The sequence below is a fragment of the Bradyrhizobium sp. RDM12 genome, assembly GCF_051917485.1.
Lineage (GTDB): Bacteria > Pseudomonadota > Alphaproteobacteria > Rhizobiales > Xanthobacteraceae > Bradyrhizobium.
The window spans coordinates 2,218,905-2,231,707 of the sequence record NZ_CM133064.1 but is presented as its reverse complement, the minus strand read 5'-3'; the positions used below and the strand labels follow the sequence as shown (position 1 = coordinate 2,231,707).

The following is a 12,803-nucleotide window of genomic DNA, read 5'->3' as shown; positions in this document are numbered from 1 at the left end:
TTCTGAGCGGCGGACTCGTCCCATATTCGCCTCATGGCGAAGAAACCTGCTCCCCCAAAATCCCCGAAATCCAAAGCTCCGAACTCGAAGGCCCATCGGCCCGACGTGCAGCCGATCGGGCCGGCCCTGGCCGAATTGCTCAATCCCGCGATCAATCGCGGCGATGCCGGGCTTGGCTCCGGCACCGGCCTGCAGCCGCCGCCGGACAATTCGCGCGACCGCCGGGCCGGGGGCGAAGCCGCCGCGCATCGGGCGCGCGCCTCGACGCCGAAGGACTTTCCGCAGGATAGTGCATCGAGCAGCGCGACTCGTGGCTTACCCCTCTCCCCGACCCTCCCCCACAAAGGGGAAGGGAGCAGAGGGGCCGGTGCATTTGAAGAGGCGCCGCAGGCCAATTACGGAACCGCCGCCACGATCCCGACGCTCGATCCGGAACTGGCCCGCCAGCTCGGCCTTCCCACCGAGGAGGACGACGCCGAGGCCTTGGCGCGCCCGCCGCGTAACAAGATGGAGGCGCTCGGCGTCAAGGCGACCGCGGAAGCGCTGGAATCGCTGATCCGCGAGGGCCGGCCGGAGTTCCGCAGGGATGACGGCTCCACGAAAGTATGGACCCCGCACCGGCCGCCGCGACCGGAAAAGTCCGAAGGCGGCGTGCGCTTCGAGATCAAGTCGGAATACGAGCCGCGCGGCGACCAGCCGACCGCGATCGCCGAACTGGTCGAAGGCATCAACCGCAACGACCGCTCGCAGGTGCTGCTTGGCGTCACCGGCTCGGGCAAGACCTACACCATGGCCAAGGTGATCGAGGCGACGCAGCGGCCAGCCATCATCCTGGCGCCGAACAAGACGCTCGCCGCCCAGCTCTATGGCGAGTTCAAGAGCTTCTTCCCCGACAACGCGGTCGAGTATTTCGTCTCGTATTACGATTACTACCAGCCGGAAGCCTACGTTCCGCGCACCGACACCTATATCGAGAAGGACTCCTCGATCAACGAGCAGATCGACCGCATGCGCCACTCGGCGACGCGCGCGCTGCTCGAACGCGACGACGTCATCATCGTCGCCTCGGTCTCGTGCATCTACGGTATCGGCTCGGTCGAGACCTACACCGCGATGACCTTTGCGCTGAAGAAGGGCGAGCGTATCGACCAGCGCCAGCTCATCGCCGATCTCGTCGCGCTCCAGTACAAGCGGACGCAAGCCGATTTCACCCGCGGCACGTTTCGCGTGCGCGGCGATGTCATCGACATCTTCCCGGCGCACTATGAGGACCGGGCCTGGCGCGTCAACCTGTTCGGCGACACCATCGAGAACATCGAGGAGTTCGATCCGCTCACCGGCCACAAGCAGGACGAGCTCGAATTCATCAAGATGTACGCCAACTCGCACTATGTGACGCCGCGTCCGACGCTGGTGCAGGCGATCAAGTCGATCAAGGCCGAGCTGAAACAACGGCTCGACCAGCTGCACGACCAGGGCCGCCTGCTGGAGGCGCAGCGGCTGGAGCAGCGCACCACCTTCGATCTCGAGATGATGGAGGCGACGGGGAGCTGCGCCGGCATCGAGAACTATTCGCGCTATCTCACCGGCCGGCTGCCCGGCGAGCCGCCGCCGACGCTGTTCGAATACGTCCCCGACAATGCGCTGGTGTTCGCCGACGAAAGCCACGTCACGGTACCGCAGATCGGCGGCATGTTCCGCGGCGACTTCCGCCGCAAGGCGACGCTGGCCGAATACGGCTTCCGCCTGCCCTCCTGCATGGACAACCGCCCGCTGCGTTTCGAGGAATGGGACATGATGCGGCCGCAGACGGTCGCGGTCTCGGCCACGCCCAGCGCCTGGGAGCTGAACGAAAGCGGCGGCGTGTTCGTCGAGCAGGTCATTCGCCCGACCGGCCTGATTGATCCTCCTGTCAACATCCGCCCCGCCCGCACCCAGGTCGACGATCTCGTCGGCGAGGTGCGCGCCACGGCGCAAGCCGGCTATCGCTCGCTGATCACCGTGCTGACGAAACGCATGGCGGAGGACCTCACCGAATATCTGCATGAGCAGGGCATTCGCGTCCGCTACATGCACTCTGACATCGACACCATCGAGCGGATCGAAATCATCCGCGATCTCAGGCTCGGTGCTTTCGACGCGCTGGTCGGCATCAACCTCTTGCGCGAGGGCCTCGACATTCCCGAATGCGCGCTGGTCGCCATTCTCGACGCCGACAAGGAAGGATTTCTGCGCAGCGAAACATCCTTGATTCAGACCATCGGCCGCGCCGCGCGCAACGTCGACGGCAAGGTGATCCTCTATGCCGACCAGATGACCGGATCGATGGAGCGCGCCATCGCCGAGACCAACCGCCGCCGCGAGAAGCAGGTCGAGTACAACACGGAGCACGGCATCACGCCGGAGAGCGTGAAGAAGAACATCGGCGACATCCTCAACTCGGTCTACGAGCGCGACCACGTGCTGGTCGAGGTCGGCGGTCACGACATGACCGACGACGTCATCTCGATCGGCCACAATTTTGAGGCCGTGCTCGCCGATCTCGAGACCCGCATGCGCGAGGCCGCCGCCGATCTGAACTTCGAGGAAGCCGCGCGCCTGCGCGATGAAGTCAAGCGCCTGCGCGCCACCGAACTCGCAGTGGTCGACGACCCCACCGTCAAGCAGCGCACCGTGGCCGGCAAGGCCGGCGCCTATGCCGGAGCGAAGAAATACGGCGACGCCGCCAATCTCCCCGTCAGCGCGATGAAGAAAAAGACTGTGAGCTCCGCGCTGAAGGCAAGCGGCGCTGGCGCTGGTTCGAAGGTGCACAAGCCGCATCTCGACGAGATGCACGGCCCGGAGTCGTTGCCCTACCGCGAGAACCAGAGCCTGCCCGCAAAGCCGTTCGGTAGCACCAGCCGGATCATCCAGCCGACGGATTCACGGCAGTCCGGACCGGAGTTTGGGCCGGCGCCGAAGTCGACGGGCGGGATGCCGGGACACAGGGGTGGGTGGAAGAAGAGGTAGGCGGCAGAATATCGTCCGCGCTTGTCGGCGTTCGAGCGCGTTGTGCCGGCGCGACTATCTCGCGGTGGAAGAAGCGCACCGCAGGCGCCGATGGAGTGATCCCTACAGCTTGCCCTGCCCGTTCGCCTGGCTCTGCTGCTGTTGCTGCTGCTTCTCTTGCTCGTTGGCGCGATGGCGGCCGTAGAGGCAACCCGCGGCGGCGCCGAGCACGCCGTGATGACCGGCATAATGACCGGCGACGCCGCCGACCACGGCGCCCTTGATGCAGCCCTTGGCATTGGCGCCGGAGCTTGCGCCGAGCACGAGGAGCGCGGCAGTGATGGCGATGAGCGGGGATTTCATGAACGATGTCTCCGGATGCGGTATCTGCCGTCTCAACTGGCGTGGCGGGCTGAGGTTCCCGACGCGAGGACCGACCCGATTCCGGTAAGATTACGGGGTTCTATTGTAAATCTCACAATCTGCGCTCAATTGTGCATTGCAAAATCGTGATTTGCATTTTCGCAGATCACGATTATTTTGTTTGTACACGAATGAATTAAGCGGCCGCCTCGCGCCTTACGGTGCATGGGGTTGTTTTCCGTTTTTCTGCAAGCCAGTTTCAGGACGGCCCAAAATGACAGAGCACAGTCTCTGGCGTTTCTCGCGTGCGTTGCACCGCGCGATCAACGACCGGCATTTCGAGGACATCGGGGCCCTGATCGACGAGGACGTCGAGTGGGCGATCTACGGCCCGATCGACATGTTTCCGTTCCTCGGCGCGCGCCAGGGCAAGGCGGCCGTGCTCCAGGTCATCCGCCAGCTCGCGGACAATTTCCGCGTCCGCCGGTTCGAGCGCGAGAGCATCATGCTGGGGGTCGATTCCGCCTCCTCGATGCTGCGTTATTCGCTCACCGCGCTGGATTCCGACAAGCCGATCAGCTTGCGCGTCGCGCAATTCGCCCAGTTCAGGGCAGACCGGCTCATCAGCATGCGCGTGCTGATCGACACTTTCGACCTGGTCGAACAGGCACTCGGCCGCGCCATTCATCTGCCGAAGATGACCAGCGTCGGCTGAGGGGGACACCAACGGGCTCCGCAATTCGGGACCGATCGATTGATGCTCCCGCGACGCGTTCTGGCCTCCAGCCCCGCCGGGCGCCATCGTGGAGATGCTCGTCATCGGGCGCGCGCGTCTTGTGCGCGGCCCGTTGGTTCGCCATTCTTGGCGCCACAATTTTGCGACGATAGCGCCGCATCCTGCACACGAACTGGGCTCGCGGGCAAGGTAATGGAATTCTCGACAGGTTTTGGCTGGATCCGGCTGCCGCTGGCGGCCGCGTTCATTTTCGGCTCGGTTCTAACAGCCCCGGCACAGTTCATTCCGCCCTTCTCCCCTGCCCCCGCCGCGACCGCGCCTGACGAGGAGGCCGACGCCGCCGAGACCGCCGATCCCGACGTGCTCAAAGGCATCGACGTCGACAAGCTCGACTGGAGCCAGCTCGCCATCGACGCCGGCACGCTCAACGACCTCATCGCCGCCAAGAAGCGCGCGCAGGCCGCCGCCAATAGCGGCATCAACTGGTCGTCCAACGCGAACGCGAACGGCTCCTCGGCCGTGACCGTGAAGCAGGCGGTGTCCTCGTTCTGGGACACCCGGATCGGCGCCGACATGACGGTGGCCAAAGAGCCGACCACGATGTCGGAGCTGATGGCGGAGAAGGCCGCCAACGGCGGCAGCCTGCCGCAATCCTCCGGCAGTGCCTGGGCCACCGCGACCGCGCCGGGCGCGGGCCCGGTCTGGGACAAGACCGCGGTCGAAGCCCGCGTGGATCCCGGCGCCGAGCAGAGCAAGCTTGGCGCCTCGCTCGTCAAATCGGTGCCGCTGTCGGGCGATTATTCGCTGACGCTCCAGAACGGCTACAGCGTCAACCAACAAGGCACCACGGCCCTGCCCGGGGTCGGCGGCCGCGTCACCCGCAATTACGAGACCGACCAGTCCGCCAAGGTCGAGATCACCGACACCGGAACCAGCATCACCGCCGGCCAGACCATGTCGACCACCGACGACAAATGGCTGCGCAAGTTCGGCGCCGAGCAGAAGCTGTTCGACAACGTCACCGTGTCAGGCTCGGTCGGCGAAACCTCGCAAGGCGCGATCAACAAGAGCCTGACCGCGGGCTTCAAGAAGAGCTGGTGAGCCTTCTTTGGAAACTCGTAACCATGCGCCACGGCAAAACCCCCGAATGGTCCGCCCTTGCCGCATCTCGGCCCCGTTGCGGTCAAAATCGGACGCCCTGATGCGCCGACCTGACACCCATCGTCGTGCGGGGGACACTCGCGCTGCGCTCAACGCGAACAGGGGAATAACGATGAACGCCATGCGTCCGGAAAAGACCGAGACCACCGAGACCGAGACGGTCGACACCAACCTCGCCGCCGTGACGGAAGTCGAAGCCGGCATCCGCGATTTCGTCCGCAACGACATTGCCTATCTGCGCCGGCCGGCCGCAACCAGCACGGACGCGCCGCCGCTCGATGCGAGCGCGGAGGCCACCGTCACCAACGTCAACTCGCTGATCCAGCGCGTCGCCGGCACCTCGCTCGCCGAGATCGAGAATCTGATCTCCGAGCTCGAGAGCCTGCGCGACCTGCTCCATGCCGAAGGCCAGCGCGTCCAGCGCGAGATCTCGGGCTACGCCCAGCTCAGCCAAGCCGCGATGAAGTCGACCCGCATGATCGCCGACAATGTCGCGCAGTGGAAGCGCGCCGCCGACGGCCTGCGCAACAGCTGATCGCAAGCATCAGGCATCACCGGCCGCCGCGTTCCGGAAGGGGCGCGGCGGTTTTGATCGTGGGGCGTCATGGATGCGCACTCGCATGAAAGGTGTCATCACCCGCGAAAGCGGGTGATCCGGTACTCCGTGGCCGAAGTTGTCGAACCCAATGTCTGCCGCGGCATACTGGATGCCCCGCCTTCGCGGGCATGACGGCGGAGAATGCGGCTCAAACACCTTGAACCCTGCGCTCGTCCCCCGCGACCAATGCCAAGCGCCCGTGCCGCCTACGACCGGGCCTCGGGGACATTTTCAGATGGAAAGCATTCGGCCCGACAACACGGACCCGATACCGCTGCGGCCCGCGCCGAACCAGTTCGGGACCATCATGCTGCGCTTTGTCGGGCTGCTGGCGGTTGCGATCGCGATTTTAGCGTTCGTCTATAGCCGCTGAGAGTGGAGGCCGCGTCGCGGCCCCGCGCTGAGGCCACTTGGTGGCCCCGCGGAGTTAACGAGCTCTTAACGGCTCGCGTCGACCGTCGAGGCTTCCAGAGTATAGGCACCGTCGGCGTAGCCCTTCACCACCATGCCGGCAACCAGCATCACGGCGAGCGTCGCGGTCGCGAAGATAAATCCAACCAGCTTGAGTGCGCCGCGGTCTGCCATTGTGCTCGTCCCCTGTCCTCTGCCCAGTTCGTTCAAATAGACAGCGACAGGTTCATAATTGGTTAGCAACTCGATGGTTCCGGTCACGGCTTCGCAAGGACCCGCCATCTCGCCGAGGCTTATGGCAGTAGCCCGGAATCGCGTCCATAGCGCGCGGGCAACACTCGCTCGCCGATTTCGGCCGTTCATCCTGGAACTGGTCTAACCGCCGTTCCGCATCGGAACGAAGGCGCTGGCGGTGATGGAATAGACCTCTTCGCCACGCTGGTTGGTGCCGGTGGTGCGCGCGGTGAGGATGCCCCAGCCGGGGCGCGAGGCGGAGATACGCTTGTCGATGACGACGTTGGAATAGCTGATGGTGTCGCCGGCCAGCACCGGCTTGATCCAGCGCAGGTCGCGAAAGCCCGGTGACGGCCCCCACGCCGCGACCTCCTCGCCACGCGCTGCGGCTTCACGCGCCAGGCGCTGGCCGTCGGCGACCAGCAGGCTCATGCAGGCCGAGCCGACATGCCAGCCCGATGCCGCGAGCCCGCCGAACAGCGAGTTCTTGCCTTCCTCCTCGTCGAGGTGGAAACGCTGCGGATCGAATTTCGCCGCGAACGCCTTGATGGACTCCGCCGTGAAAGTGTAGGCACCGATGTCGCGGCGATGGCCGATCTCGATTTCTTCGAAGAACCGCATCAGACCGCCCCCGCGCGCCGCTCGATCAGGATCGGCGAGGTCATCTCGCACAGCGCTTCGCCCCTGGCGTTGCGCATCGTGCATTTGAACTTGACGATGCCGAGGTCCGGCCTGCTCTTCGAGGTCCGGGCTTCCACCACGTCGACGTCGAGCATGAGGTCGTCGCCGGGCCTCAAAGGAGACAGCCAGCGCACCTCATCGACGCCGGGAGATCCGAGCGAGGCGGCGCGGGTAATAAAACCGTCGGCCATCATCCGCATCATCAGCGAGCAGAGGTGCCAGCCCGAGCCCGACAGGCCGCGCAGCATGCTCTTGCTGGCGGCCTCCTCGTCCAGATGCATCGGCTGCGGATCGAACTCGGCGGCGAAAGCCAGGATCTCGTCGCGGGTGACGTGGCGCGGGCCGAACGTTCCGTAGCGGCCGGTCGGGAAATCTTCGAAGGTCAGGGTCATCTTGGGAAAGCTTTGCGGGAATGACAGATTGTGGCCGCACTTTGCGGCAATCTCAACCCGCCGGCCCGCATGGCTCGTGCTACATTCGGCGAGTCGGGCCGGACCTGCCTCATTGTCGGATTGACGCAGCCGGGGACGCCATTTGCCCGGGGGAGAGAGATGTTTTCATTCAGCGACCTGTTTCAATGGGACCGCTTCATCACGCCGACGATCATCAAGACCTTCTATTGGCTGGTGATCGGCGTGATCTGCCTGTTCGGACTCTCCGGAATTTTTGCCGGCCTCAGCGCGATGGCGATCAGCCCGTTCGCCGGCTTCCTGGTCGTGCTGGAATCGATTGCGGGTGTCGTCGTCGGAATCGTGTTCTCGCGCATCGCCGCGGAATTGATCCTGATCGTGTTCCGCATCAACGAGCATCTCGGCGCGATCCGGGATCAGGGCGGCGGGGTGCGGTGAGGCGCCTCTCTCCGCGCCTTACGTATTAAACCGGAAATGCATCACGTCGCCGTCGGCGACGACGTATTCCTTGCCTTCGAGCCGCAGCTTGCCGGCATCGCGGGCGCCGGCTTCACCGTTCAGCGCGACGTAGTCCTCATACGCAATCGTCTCGGCGCGGATGAAGCCCTTCTCGAAATCGGTATGGATCACACCGGCGGCGCCCGGCGCCTTGGTGCCGCGATGGATAGTCCAGGCGCGTGCTTCCTTCGGCCCCACGGTGAAATAGGTGATGAGGTCGAGCAGCCGGTAGCCGGCGCGGATCAGGCGGTCGAGGCCGGCCTCTTCCAGACCCAGCGTCTCCAGGAAGTCGGCTCGCTCTTCACGCGAGATGGTGGCGATCTCGGATCTCGATCTTGGCGGAGATGACGACGGCGATGGCGGCCTCTTTCGCTGCCTGCTCTTCGACGGCCCTGGAGAAGCCGTTGCCGGTGGCAGCCGAGCCTTCCTCGACGTTGCAGACGTAGAGCACCGGCTTGGACGACAGCAGGCCGAGCATGCCGAAGGCGCGCTCCTCCTCGGGCTTGCGCTCGACGAGGCGCGCGGGCTTGCCTTCGCGCAGCAGCACCAGCGTGCGGTTGACGAGGTCGAGCTGTTCCTTGGCGTCCTTGTCGTTGCCCTTGGCCTTCTTCGAGAGGTTGTCGACGCGCTTCTCGAGGCTGTCGAGATCGGCGAGCATCAGCTCGGTCTCGATGGTCTCGATGTCGGCGAGCGGGGCAATCTTGCCCTCGACATGGGTGATGTCGGAATCCTCGAAGCAGCGCACGACATGCACGATGGCGTCGACCTCGCGGATGTTGGCGAGGAACTGATTGCCGAGGCCTTCGCCCTTGGAGGCGCCGCGCACGAGGCCGGCGATGTCGACGAAGGTCAGCCGGGTCGGAATGATCTGCGCCGATTTGGCGATCGCCGACAGCTTGTCGAGCCGCGGATCGGGCACGGCGACCTCACCGACATTGGGTTCGATGGTGCAGAACGGATAGTTCGCGGCCTGCGCCGCGGCCGTCTCGGTCAGCGCATTGAACAAGGTCGACTTGCCGACATTGGGCAATCCGACGATTCCGCATTTGAATCCCACGAGCGTTATTCCTTGCCGTTCTCGTCCTTGGTCAAAAATCCCTTCGCCTGCATCGCGAGATGCACCCTGTTGGCGAAGGTCGCGTCCGTGCCCTTGACGATCAGTGCGGCATGCTCGGCCACCGCGTCGCAGAGCGTCGTCACCCAGTCGTTGTCGGCCTTGGCGAAGTCCGACAGCACATGGCCGTGCACCATCTCCTTGACGCCGGGATGACCGATGCCGAGCCTGACACGGCGATACTCGTTGCCGATATGCGCCGAGATCGAGCGCAGGCCGTTATGCCCGGCGATGCCGCCGCCGATCTTCACCCGCACCTTGCCCGGCGGCAGTTCGAGCTCGTCGTGAAACACTGTGGTGTCGCCCGGCGCGATCTTGAAGAAGCTTGCCGCCTCCTGAACGCTGCGGCCGGAGTCGTTCATATACGTCGTCGGCTTGAGCAGGATCACGCGCTCGGTGCCGAGCGTGCCTTCCGAGATCTCGCCCTGAAAACGACGGCGCCATGGTGCGAAACCATGACGCCGCGCAATCTCGTCGACGGCCATGAAGCCGATATTGTGCCGGTTACGTGCGTATTTCGCGCCGGGATTGCCGAGCCCAACAAAGAGTCGCATGACGCGGCGCGTCCTTCGCTCGGCGCGCGATCAGAGACCGCGCGCCAGCTTTGAGAGATTACTTCTTCTTGTCGCCGCCGGCGGGAGCCTTGGCAGCAGCCGCCGGAGCAGCAGCACCCGCAGCCGGAGCGGCACCTGCCGCCGGAGCAGCGGCACCAGCCGCCGGAGCCGCGCCACCAGCAGCAGCCGCAGCCGCGGCCTTCTGCTCTTCGGCGTAGCCGGACGGCGGCACGATGGTGACGAGGGTCGCGTCCTCGCGAGTCAGCGCCTTGACGCCGGCCGGCAGCTTGATGTCGGCCAGATGCAGCGAGTGACCGATTTCGAGCGAGCCGACATCGGCCTCGATGTATTGCGGGATGCTCTCGACGCCGCATTCGAGCTCGATCGCATGGGCGACGATGTTGACGGCGCCGCCGCGCTTCACGCCGGGCGAGCCTTCCGCCCTCACCACGTGCAGAGGCACGCTGATGCGGATGGTGGCGCCTTCGCCGAGCCGCATGAAGTCGACATGGATCGGGAAGTCCTTGACCGGATCGAGGTGGTAATCGCGCGGAATCACGCGGTGCTTCTGGCCTTCGAGGTCGATATCGACCAGCGTGGTCAGGAACCGGCCGGCGAGGATGCGCTGACGCAGTTCGCGATCGTCAACCGAGATCGGGAGCGGGGGCTGCTTGTTACCATAGATCACTCCGGGCACTTTCCCGGCGCGACGCTCAGCCCGGGCGGCCCCCTTGCCGCTCTTCGGACGTGCGGTCGCCTTCAATTCCTTGACGGTCGTCGCCATAGTCTAAGTCCTTGTTTTTGCAAAAGTTAATGGGCCGCAGCGCGGCCCATGGCATCGTTCGCAGCAAGCCTCCAGGGGTGCGGGGGCCACGAACTGCCGGGCTTTTACCCGGAAGATGCAGAAATGACAAGGAGAATGGGCTGGCTAGGAACGGTAGCCCGGATGGAGTGCAGCGAAATCCGGGTGGTTCCGCGGAAGCAGCACCCCGGATTGCGCTGCACTCCATCCGGGCTACAGGACCGGCGTTACCCGCCGAGCTTGGCCTCCAGCGCCGCGATGCGCGCCTTCAGGGCCTCGTTCTCCTCACGGGCGAGGCAGGCCATGTCCTTGACCGCCTCGAACTCCTCGCGCTTGACCAGATCCATGTCGCGCAGGAATTTTTCGGCCTGGTTGCGCAGCACCGTATCGAACTCCCGCTTGGCGCCCTGGGCTGCGCCGGCGGCGTCGTTCATCAAGCGGCCGATCTCGTCGAAAAACCGGTTGGTGGTCTGGGTCATGTCGGTCTCCTGGCGGCCTGCGATAAACTTTGCGCGAACGGCGGATAAGACAATGGCAATGCGCGGAGGCCGGTTCAAGAGCCGCGCGGCGGTATCCTTGTCATGCCCCGGTTTCCTTGCAATCGTATTCGAGGTCCCTGCATAACAAGAATCACAGGGCGGAACGCAAGACATGATCGAGCAGCAGATCGCAATTCCCACCAAGGACGGCCACACCGCGACCTTCATCGCTCATCCCGAGCGCGGCGGCCCCTTCCCGGTCATCCTGTTCTACATGGACGCGCCGGCGATCCGCGAAGAGCTGCGCGACATGGCGCGCCGGCTCGCGACATCGGGCTATTACGTGATGCTGCCGAACCTCTATTACCGTTCGGGCGTGATGGAGCTCGGCGCGCTGCCGGCCGATCCGAACGCGCCGGAGCGCAAGCGCATGTTCGCGCTGATGGGCTCGCTCACGATTCCCATGATCATGGACGACACAAGCGCGCTGCTGACCTATGCCGAGGGCCAGACCGCCGCGAACACTGAGATCATCGGCACCGTCGGCTATTGCATGAGCGGCCGCTATGCCGTCAACGCCGCCACGCATTTCCCCGATCGCGTCAAGGCGGCCGCATCGATCTACGGCACGCAGCTCGCGACCGATCAGGACGACAGCCCGCATCTCGCCGCGAGCAAGACCCGGGCCGAGCTCTATTTCGCCTGCGCCGAGACCGACATCTACGCGCCGGCCGAAATCATCGAGAAGCTGAAGCAGGGCATGAGCGGCGCGAAAGCCGAGGTCGAAATCTATCCCGGCACCCATCACGGCTTCGCCTTTCCCAAGCGCCCGGTCTATGACCGCGACGCGGCCGAGCGGCATTGGGAGCGCCTGCTGGCGCTCTATCACCGCAATCTCGTCCAGTCATAGCAGGCGCGATGCCCTTCCTGCTCATCGACTTTCCGTCCTTCAACCCGATCGCGATCGCGATCGGGCCGTTCGCGATCCGCTGGTACGCGCTGGCCTATATCGGCGGCATCGTCATCGGCTGGCTCTATGCGCGCTCGCTGCTGAAGAACGAGCGGCTGTGGGGCGGCCCCGCGCCGATGTCGCTGGTGCAGATCGACGACTTCATTCTGTGGGTTACGCTCGGCATCATCCTGGGCGGCCGCACCGGCTACGTGCTGTTCTACAATTTGCCCTTCTTCATCGATCATCCCGCCGCGATCTTCCGGCTGTGGGAGGGCGGCATGTCGTTTCATGGCGGCTTTCTCGGCTGCGTCGTCGCGGTGATGTGGTTTGCCCATCGCAACGGCATCTCGATCCTGTCGCTCGGCGACATCACGACCGCAGTCGCTCCGATCGGGCTTCTGCTCGGGCGGATCGCCAATTTCATCAATGGCGAATTATGGGGCCGCGCCACCGATGCGAGCCTGCCCTGGGCGATGATTTTTCCCCACGATCCGACCCACCTGCCCCGCCATCCGAGCCAGCTCTATGAAGCCGGCATGGAGGGCATCCTGCTGTTCACGGTGCTCGCGATCATGATCCGCTTCGGCGCGCTGAAACGGCCGGGTATGATCCTCGGCAGCTTCATCCTGATCTATGGGCTGACGCGGATCGCCGGCGAGCATTTCCGCGAACCGGACGAGCAGCTCGGCTTCCTCTGGGGCGGGTTAACCATGGGCATGCTGCTGTCGATCCCGATGCTTATCGTCGGCGGTATACTTATTGTATGGGCTGTCAGGCGCGGTGCGCCGAAGGCGCTCGATCCCGTTCGTTAATTCATTTCGA

15 protein-coding genes and 1 pseudogene are annotated in these 12,803 nt (G+C 64.6%); 8 read left to right on the top strand and 8 right to left on the bottom strand.

Translation table 11 applies throughout. The features are described from left to right. Positions 1 to 33 precede the first annotated feature (33 nt). Positions 34 to 3,009: an excinuclease ABC subunit UvrB gene (gene uvrB / locus ACTGJ9_RS10665; protein WP_456677026.1), complete on the top strand. Its 2,976-nt coding sequence runs from the start codon at positions 34 to 36 to the stop codon at positions 3,007 to 3,009. 102 nt (positions 3,010 to 3,111) lie between these two features. On the opposite strand, the gene ACTGJ9_RS10660 is transcribed toward uvrB, so the two are convergent. Beyond that, on the bottom strand, positions 3,112 to 3,351 hold the full coding sequence (locus ACTGJ9_RS10660; RefSeq protein WP_456677025.1) for a hypothetical protein: 240 nt from the start codon (positions 3,349 to 3,351) through the stop codon (positions 3,112 to 3,114). A 274-nt stretch (positions 3,352 to 3,625) separates the two neighbouring features. Between ACTGJ9_RS10660 and ACTGJ9_RS10655 the strand changes: the two genes are divergently transcribed. From ACTGJ9_RS10655 to ACTGJ9_RS10640, 4 genes are all read left to right on the top strand, one after another. Continuing rightward, positions 3,626 to 4,066, top strand: a complete 441-nt coding sequence (locus tag ACTGJ9_RS10655) for a nuclear transport factor 2 family protein (RefSeq protein WP_456677024.1) — start codon at positions 3,626 to 3,628, stop codon at positions 4,064 to 4,066. 213 nt (positions 4,067 to 4,279) lie between these two features. After that, the gene (locus tag ACTGJ9_RS10650; protein WP_456677023.1) at positions 4,280 to 5,188 is read left to right on the top strand and encodes a hypothetical protein; all 909 of its coding nucleotides are present in this window, start codon (positions 4,280 to 4,282) and stop codon (positions 5,186 to 5,188) included. Between the two features lie 172 nt (positions 5,189 to 5,360). Continuing rightward, complete coding sequence (locus ACTGJ9_RS10645; protein ID WP_456677022.1) at positions 5,361 to 5,783, top strand: hypothetical protein; 423 nt, start codon at positions 5,361 to 5,363, stop codon at positions 5,781 to 5,783. Between the two features lie 298 nt (positions 5,784 to 6,081). Beyond that, positions 6,082 to 6,219 carry a hypothetical protein gene (locus tag ACTGJ9_RS10640; protein WP_187437467.1) on the top strand — a complete coding sequence of 46 codons (138 nt, stop codon included), beginning with the start codon at positions 6,082 to 6,084 and terminating at the stop codon, positions 6,217 to 6,219. A 65-nt stretch (positions 6,220 to 6,284) separates the two neighbouring features. Here the strand turns inward: ACTGJ9_RS10640 and ACTGJ9_RS10635 are convergent, their stop codons facing one another. The 3 genes from ACTGJ9_RS10635 to ACTGJ9_RS10625 all read right to left on the bottom strand — a co-directional run bounded on the left by ACTGJ9_RS10635 (position 6,285) and on the right by ACTGJ9_RS10625 (position 7,564). Then, the gene (locus ACTGJ9_RS10635) at positions 6,285 to 6,431 is read right to left on the bottom strand and encodes a hypothetical protein (protein WP_164938884.1); all 147 of its coding nucleotides are present in this window, start codon (positions 6,429 to 6,431) and stop codon (positions 6,285 to 6,287) included. Between the two features lie 201 nt (positions 6,432 to 6,632). After that, positions 6,633 to 7,112 (bottom strand): MaoC family dehydratase, encoded by a 480-nt coding sequence (locus ACTGJ9_RS10630; protein ID WP_456677021.1) that lies wholly within the window; start codon positions 7,110 to 7,112, stop codon positions 6,633 to 6,635. Further along, positions 7,112 to 7,564: a MaoC family dehydratase gene (locus tag ACTGJ9_RS10625; RefSeq protein WP_456677020.1), complete on the bottom strand. Its 453-nt coding sequence runs from the start codon at positions 7,562 to 7,564 to the stop codon at positions 7,112 to 7,114. Before ACTGJ9_RS10625 ends, ACTGJ9_RS10630 begins: the two co-directional genes overlap by 1 nt. A 159-nt stretch (positions 7,565 to 7,723) precedes the next feature. Here ACTGJ9_RS10625 and ACTGJ9_RS10620 point away from each other — a divergent pair, with 159 nt between their 5' ends. Beyond that, positions 7,724 to 8,020 carry a DUF4282 domain-containing protein gene (locus ACTGJ9_RS10620; protein ID WP_369721030.1) on the top strand — a complete coding sequence of 99 codons (297 nt, stop codon included), beginning with the start codon at positions 7,724 to 7,726 and terminating at the stop codon, positions 8,018 to 8,020. Between the two features lie 18 nt (positions 8,021 to 8,038). Here the strand turns inward: ACTGJ9_RS10620 and ychF are convergent. From ychF to ACTGJ9_RS10600, 4 genes and pseudogenes are all read right to left on the bottom strand, one after another. Next, positions 8,039 to 9,137: pseudogene (gene ychF, locus ACTGJ9_RS10615) on the bottom strand (redox-regulated ATPase YchF). Between the two features lie 5 nt (positions 9,138 to 9,142). Beyond that, positions 9,143 to 9,748, bottom strand: a complete 606-nt coding sequence (gene pth, locus ACTGJ9_RS10610; RefSeq protein ID WP_456677019.1) for an aminoacyl-tRNA hydrolase — start codon at positions 9,746 to 9,748, stop codon at positions 9,143 to 9,145. A 58-nt stretch (positions 9,749 to 9,806) separates the two neighbouring features. Next, complete coding sequence (locus ACTGJ9_RS10605; RefSeq protein ID WP_456677018.1) at positions 9,807 to 10,532, bottom strand: 50S ribosomal protein L25/general stress protein Ctc; 726 nt, start codon at positions 10,530 to 10,532, stop codon at positions 9,807 to 9,809. Between the two features lie 245 nt (positions 10,533 to 10,777). Then, positions 10,778 to 11,029, bottom strand: coding sequence for an accessory factor UbiK family protein (locus ACTGJ9_RS10600; RefSeq protein WP_456677017.1), 252 nt, complete (start codon positions 11,027 to 11,029; stop codon positions 10,778 to 10,780). A gap of 172 nt (positions 11,030 to 11,201) precedes the next feature. Here ACTGJ9_RS10600 and ACTGJ9_RS10595 point away from each other — a divergent pair, with 172 nt between their 5' ends. After that, positions 11,202 to 11,939 (top strand): dienelactone hydrolase family protein, encoded by a 738-nt coding sequence (locus ACTGJ9_RS10595; RefSeq protein WP_456677016.1) that lies wholly within the window; start codon positions 11,202 to 11,204, stop codon positions 11,937 to 11,939. 8 nt (positions 11,940 to 11,947) lie between these two features. Continuing rightward, the gene (gene lgt / locus ACTGJ9_RS10590) at positions 11,948 to 12,793 is read left to right on the top strand and encodes a prolipoprotein diacylglyceryl transferase (RefSeq protein ID WP_456677015.1); all 846 of its coding nucleotides are present in this window, start codon (positions 11,948 to 11,950) and stop codon (positions 12,791 to 12,793) included. Positions 12,794 to 12,803 lie beyond the last annotated feature (10 nt).

Excerpts from the sequence above, each read along its gene's own strand:
- uvrB (WP_456677026.1), top strand. The coding sequence starts at position 34 with ATGGCGAAGAAACCTGCTCCCCCAAAATCCCCGAAATCCAAAGCTCCG.
- ACTGJ9_RS10660 (WP_456677025.1), bottom strand. The coding sequence starts at position 3,351 with ATGAAATCCCCGCTCATCGCCATCACTGCCGCGCTCCTCGTGCTCGGC.
- ACTGJ9_RS10655 (WP_456677024.1), top strand. The coding sequence starts at position 3,626 with ATGACAGAGCACAGTCTCTGGCGTTTCTCGCGTGCGTTGCACCGCGCG.
- ACTGJ9_RS10650 (WP_456677023.1), top strand. The coding sequence starts at position 4,280 with ATGGAATTCTCGACAGGTTTTGGCTGGATCCGGCTGCCGCTGGCGGCC.
- ACTGJ9_RS10645 (WP_456677022.1), top strand. The coding sequence starts at position 5,361 with ATGAACGCCATGCGTCCGGAAAAGACCGAGACCACCGAGACCGAGACG.
- ACTGJ9_RS10640 (WP_187437467.1), top strand. The coding sequence starts at position 6,082 with ATGGAAAGCATTCGGCCCGACAACACGGACCCGATACCGCTGCGGCCC.
- ACTGJ9_RS10635 (WP_164938884.1), bottom strand. The coding sequence starts at position 6,431 with ATGGCAGACCGCGGCGCACTCAAGCTGGTTGGATTTATCTTCGCGACC.
- ACTGJ9_RS10630 (WP_456677021.1), bottom strand. The coding sequence starts at position 7,112 with ATGCGGTTCTTCGAAGAAATCGAGATCGGCCATCGCCGCGACATCGGT.
- ACTGJ9_RS10625 (WP_456677020.1), bottom strand. The coding sequence starts at position 7,564 with ATGACCCTGACCTTCGAAGATTTCCCGACCGGCCGCTACGGAACGTTC.
- ACTGJ9_RS10620 (WP_369721030.1), top strand. The coding sequence starts at position 7,724 with ATGTTTTCATTCAGCGACCTGTTTCAATGGGACCGCTTCATCACGCCG.
- pth (WP_456677019.1), bottom strand. The coding sequence starts at position 9,748 with ATGCGACTCTTTGTTGGGCTCGGCAATCCCGGCGCGAAATACGCACGT.
- ACTGJ9_RS10605 (WP_456677018.1), bottom strand. The coding sequence starts at position 10,532 with ATGGCGACGACCGTCAAGGAATTGAAGGCGACCGCACGTCCGAAGAGC.
- ACTGJ9_RS10600 (WP_456677017.1), bottom strand. The coding sequence starts at position 11,029 with ATGACCCAGACCACCAACCGGTTTTTCGACGAGATCGGCCGCTTGATG.
- ACTGJ9_RS10595 (WP_456677016.1), top strand. The coding sequence starts at position 11,202 with ATGATCGAGCAGCAGATCGCAATTCCCACCAAGGACGGCCACACCGCG.
- lgt (WP_456677015.1), top strand. The coding sequence starts at position 11,948 with ATGCCCTTCCTGCTCATCGACTTTCCGTCCTTCAACCCGATCGCGATC.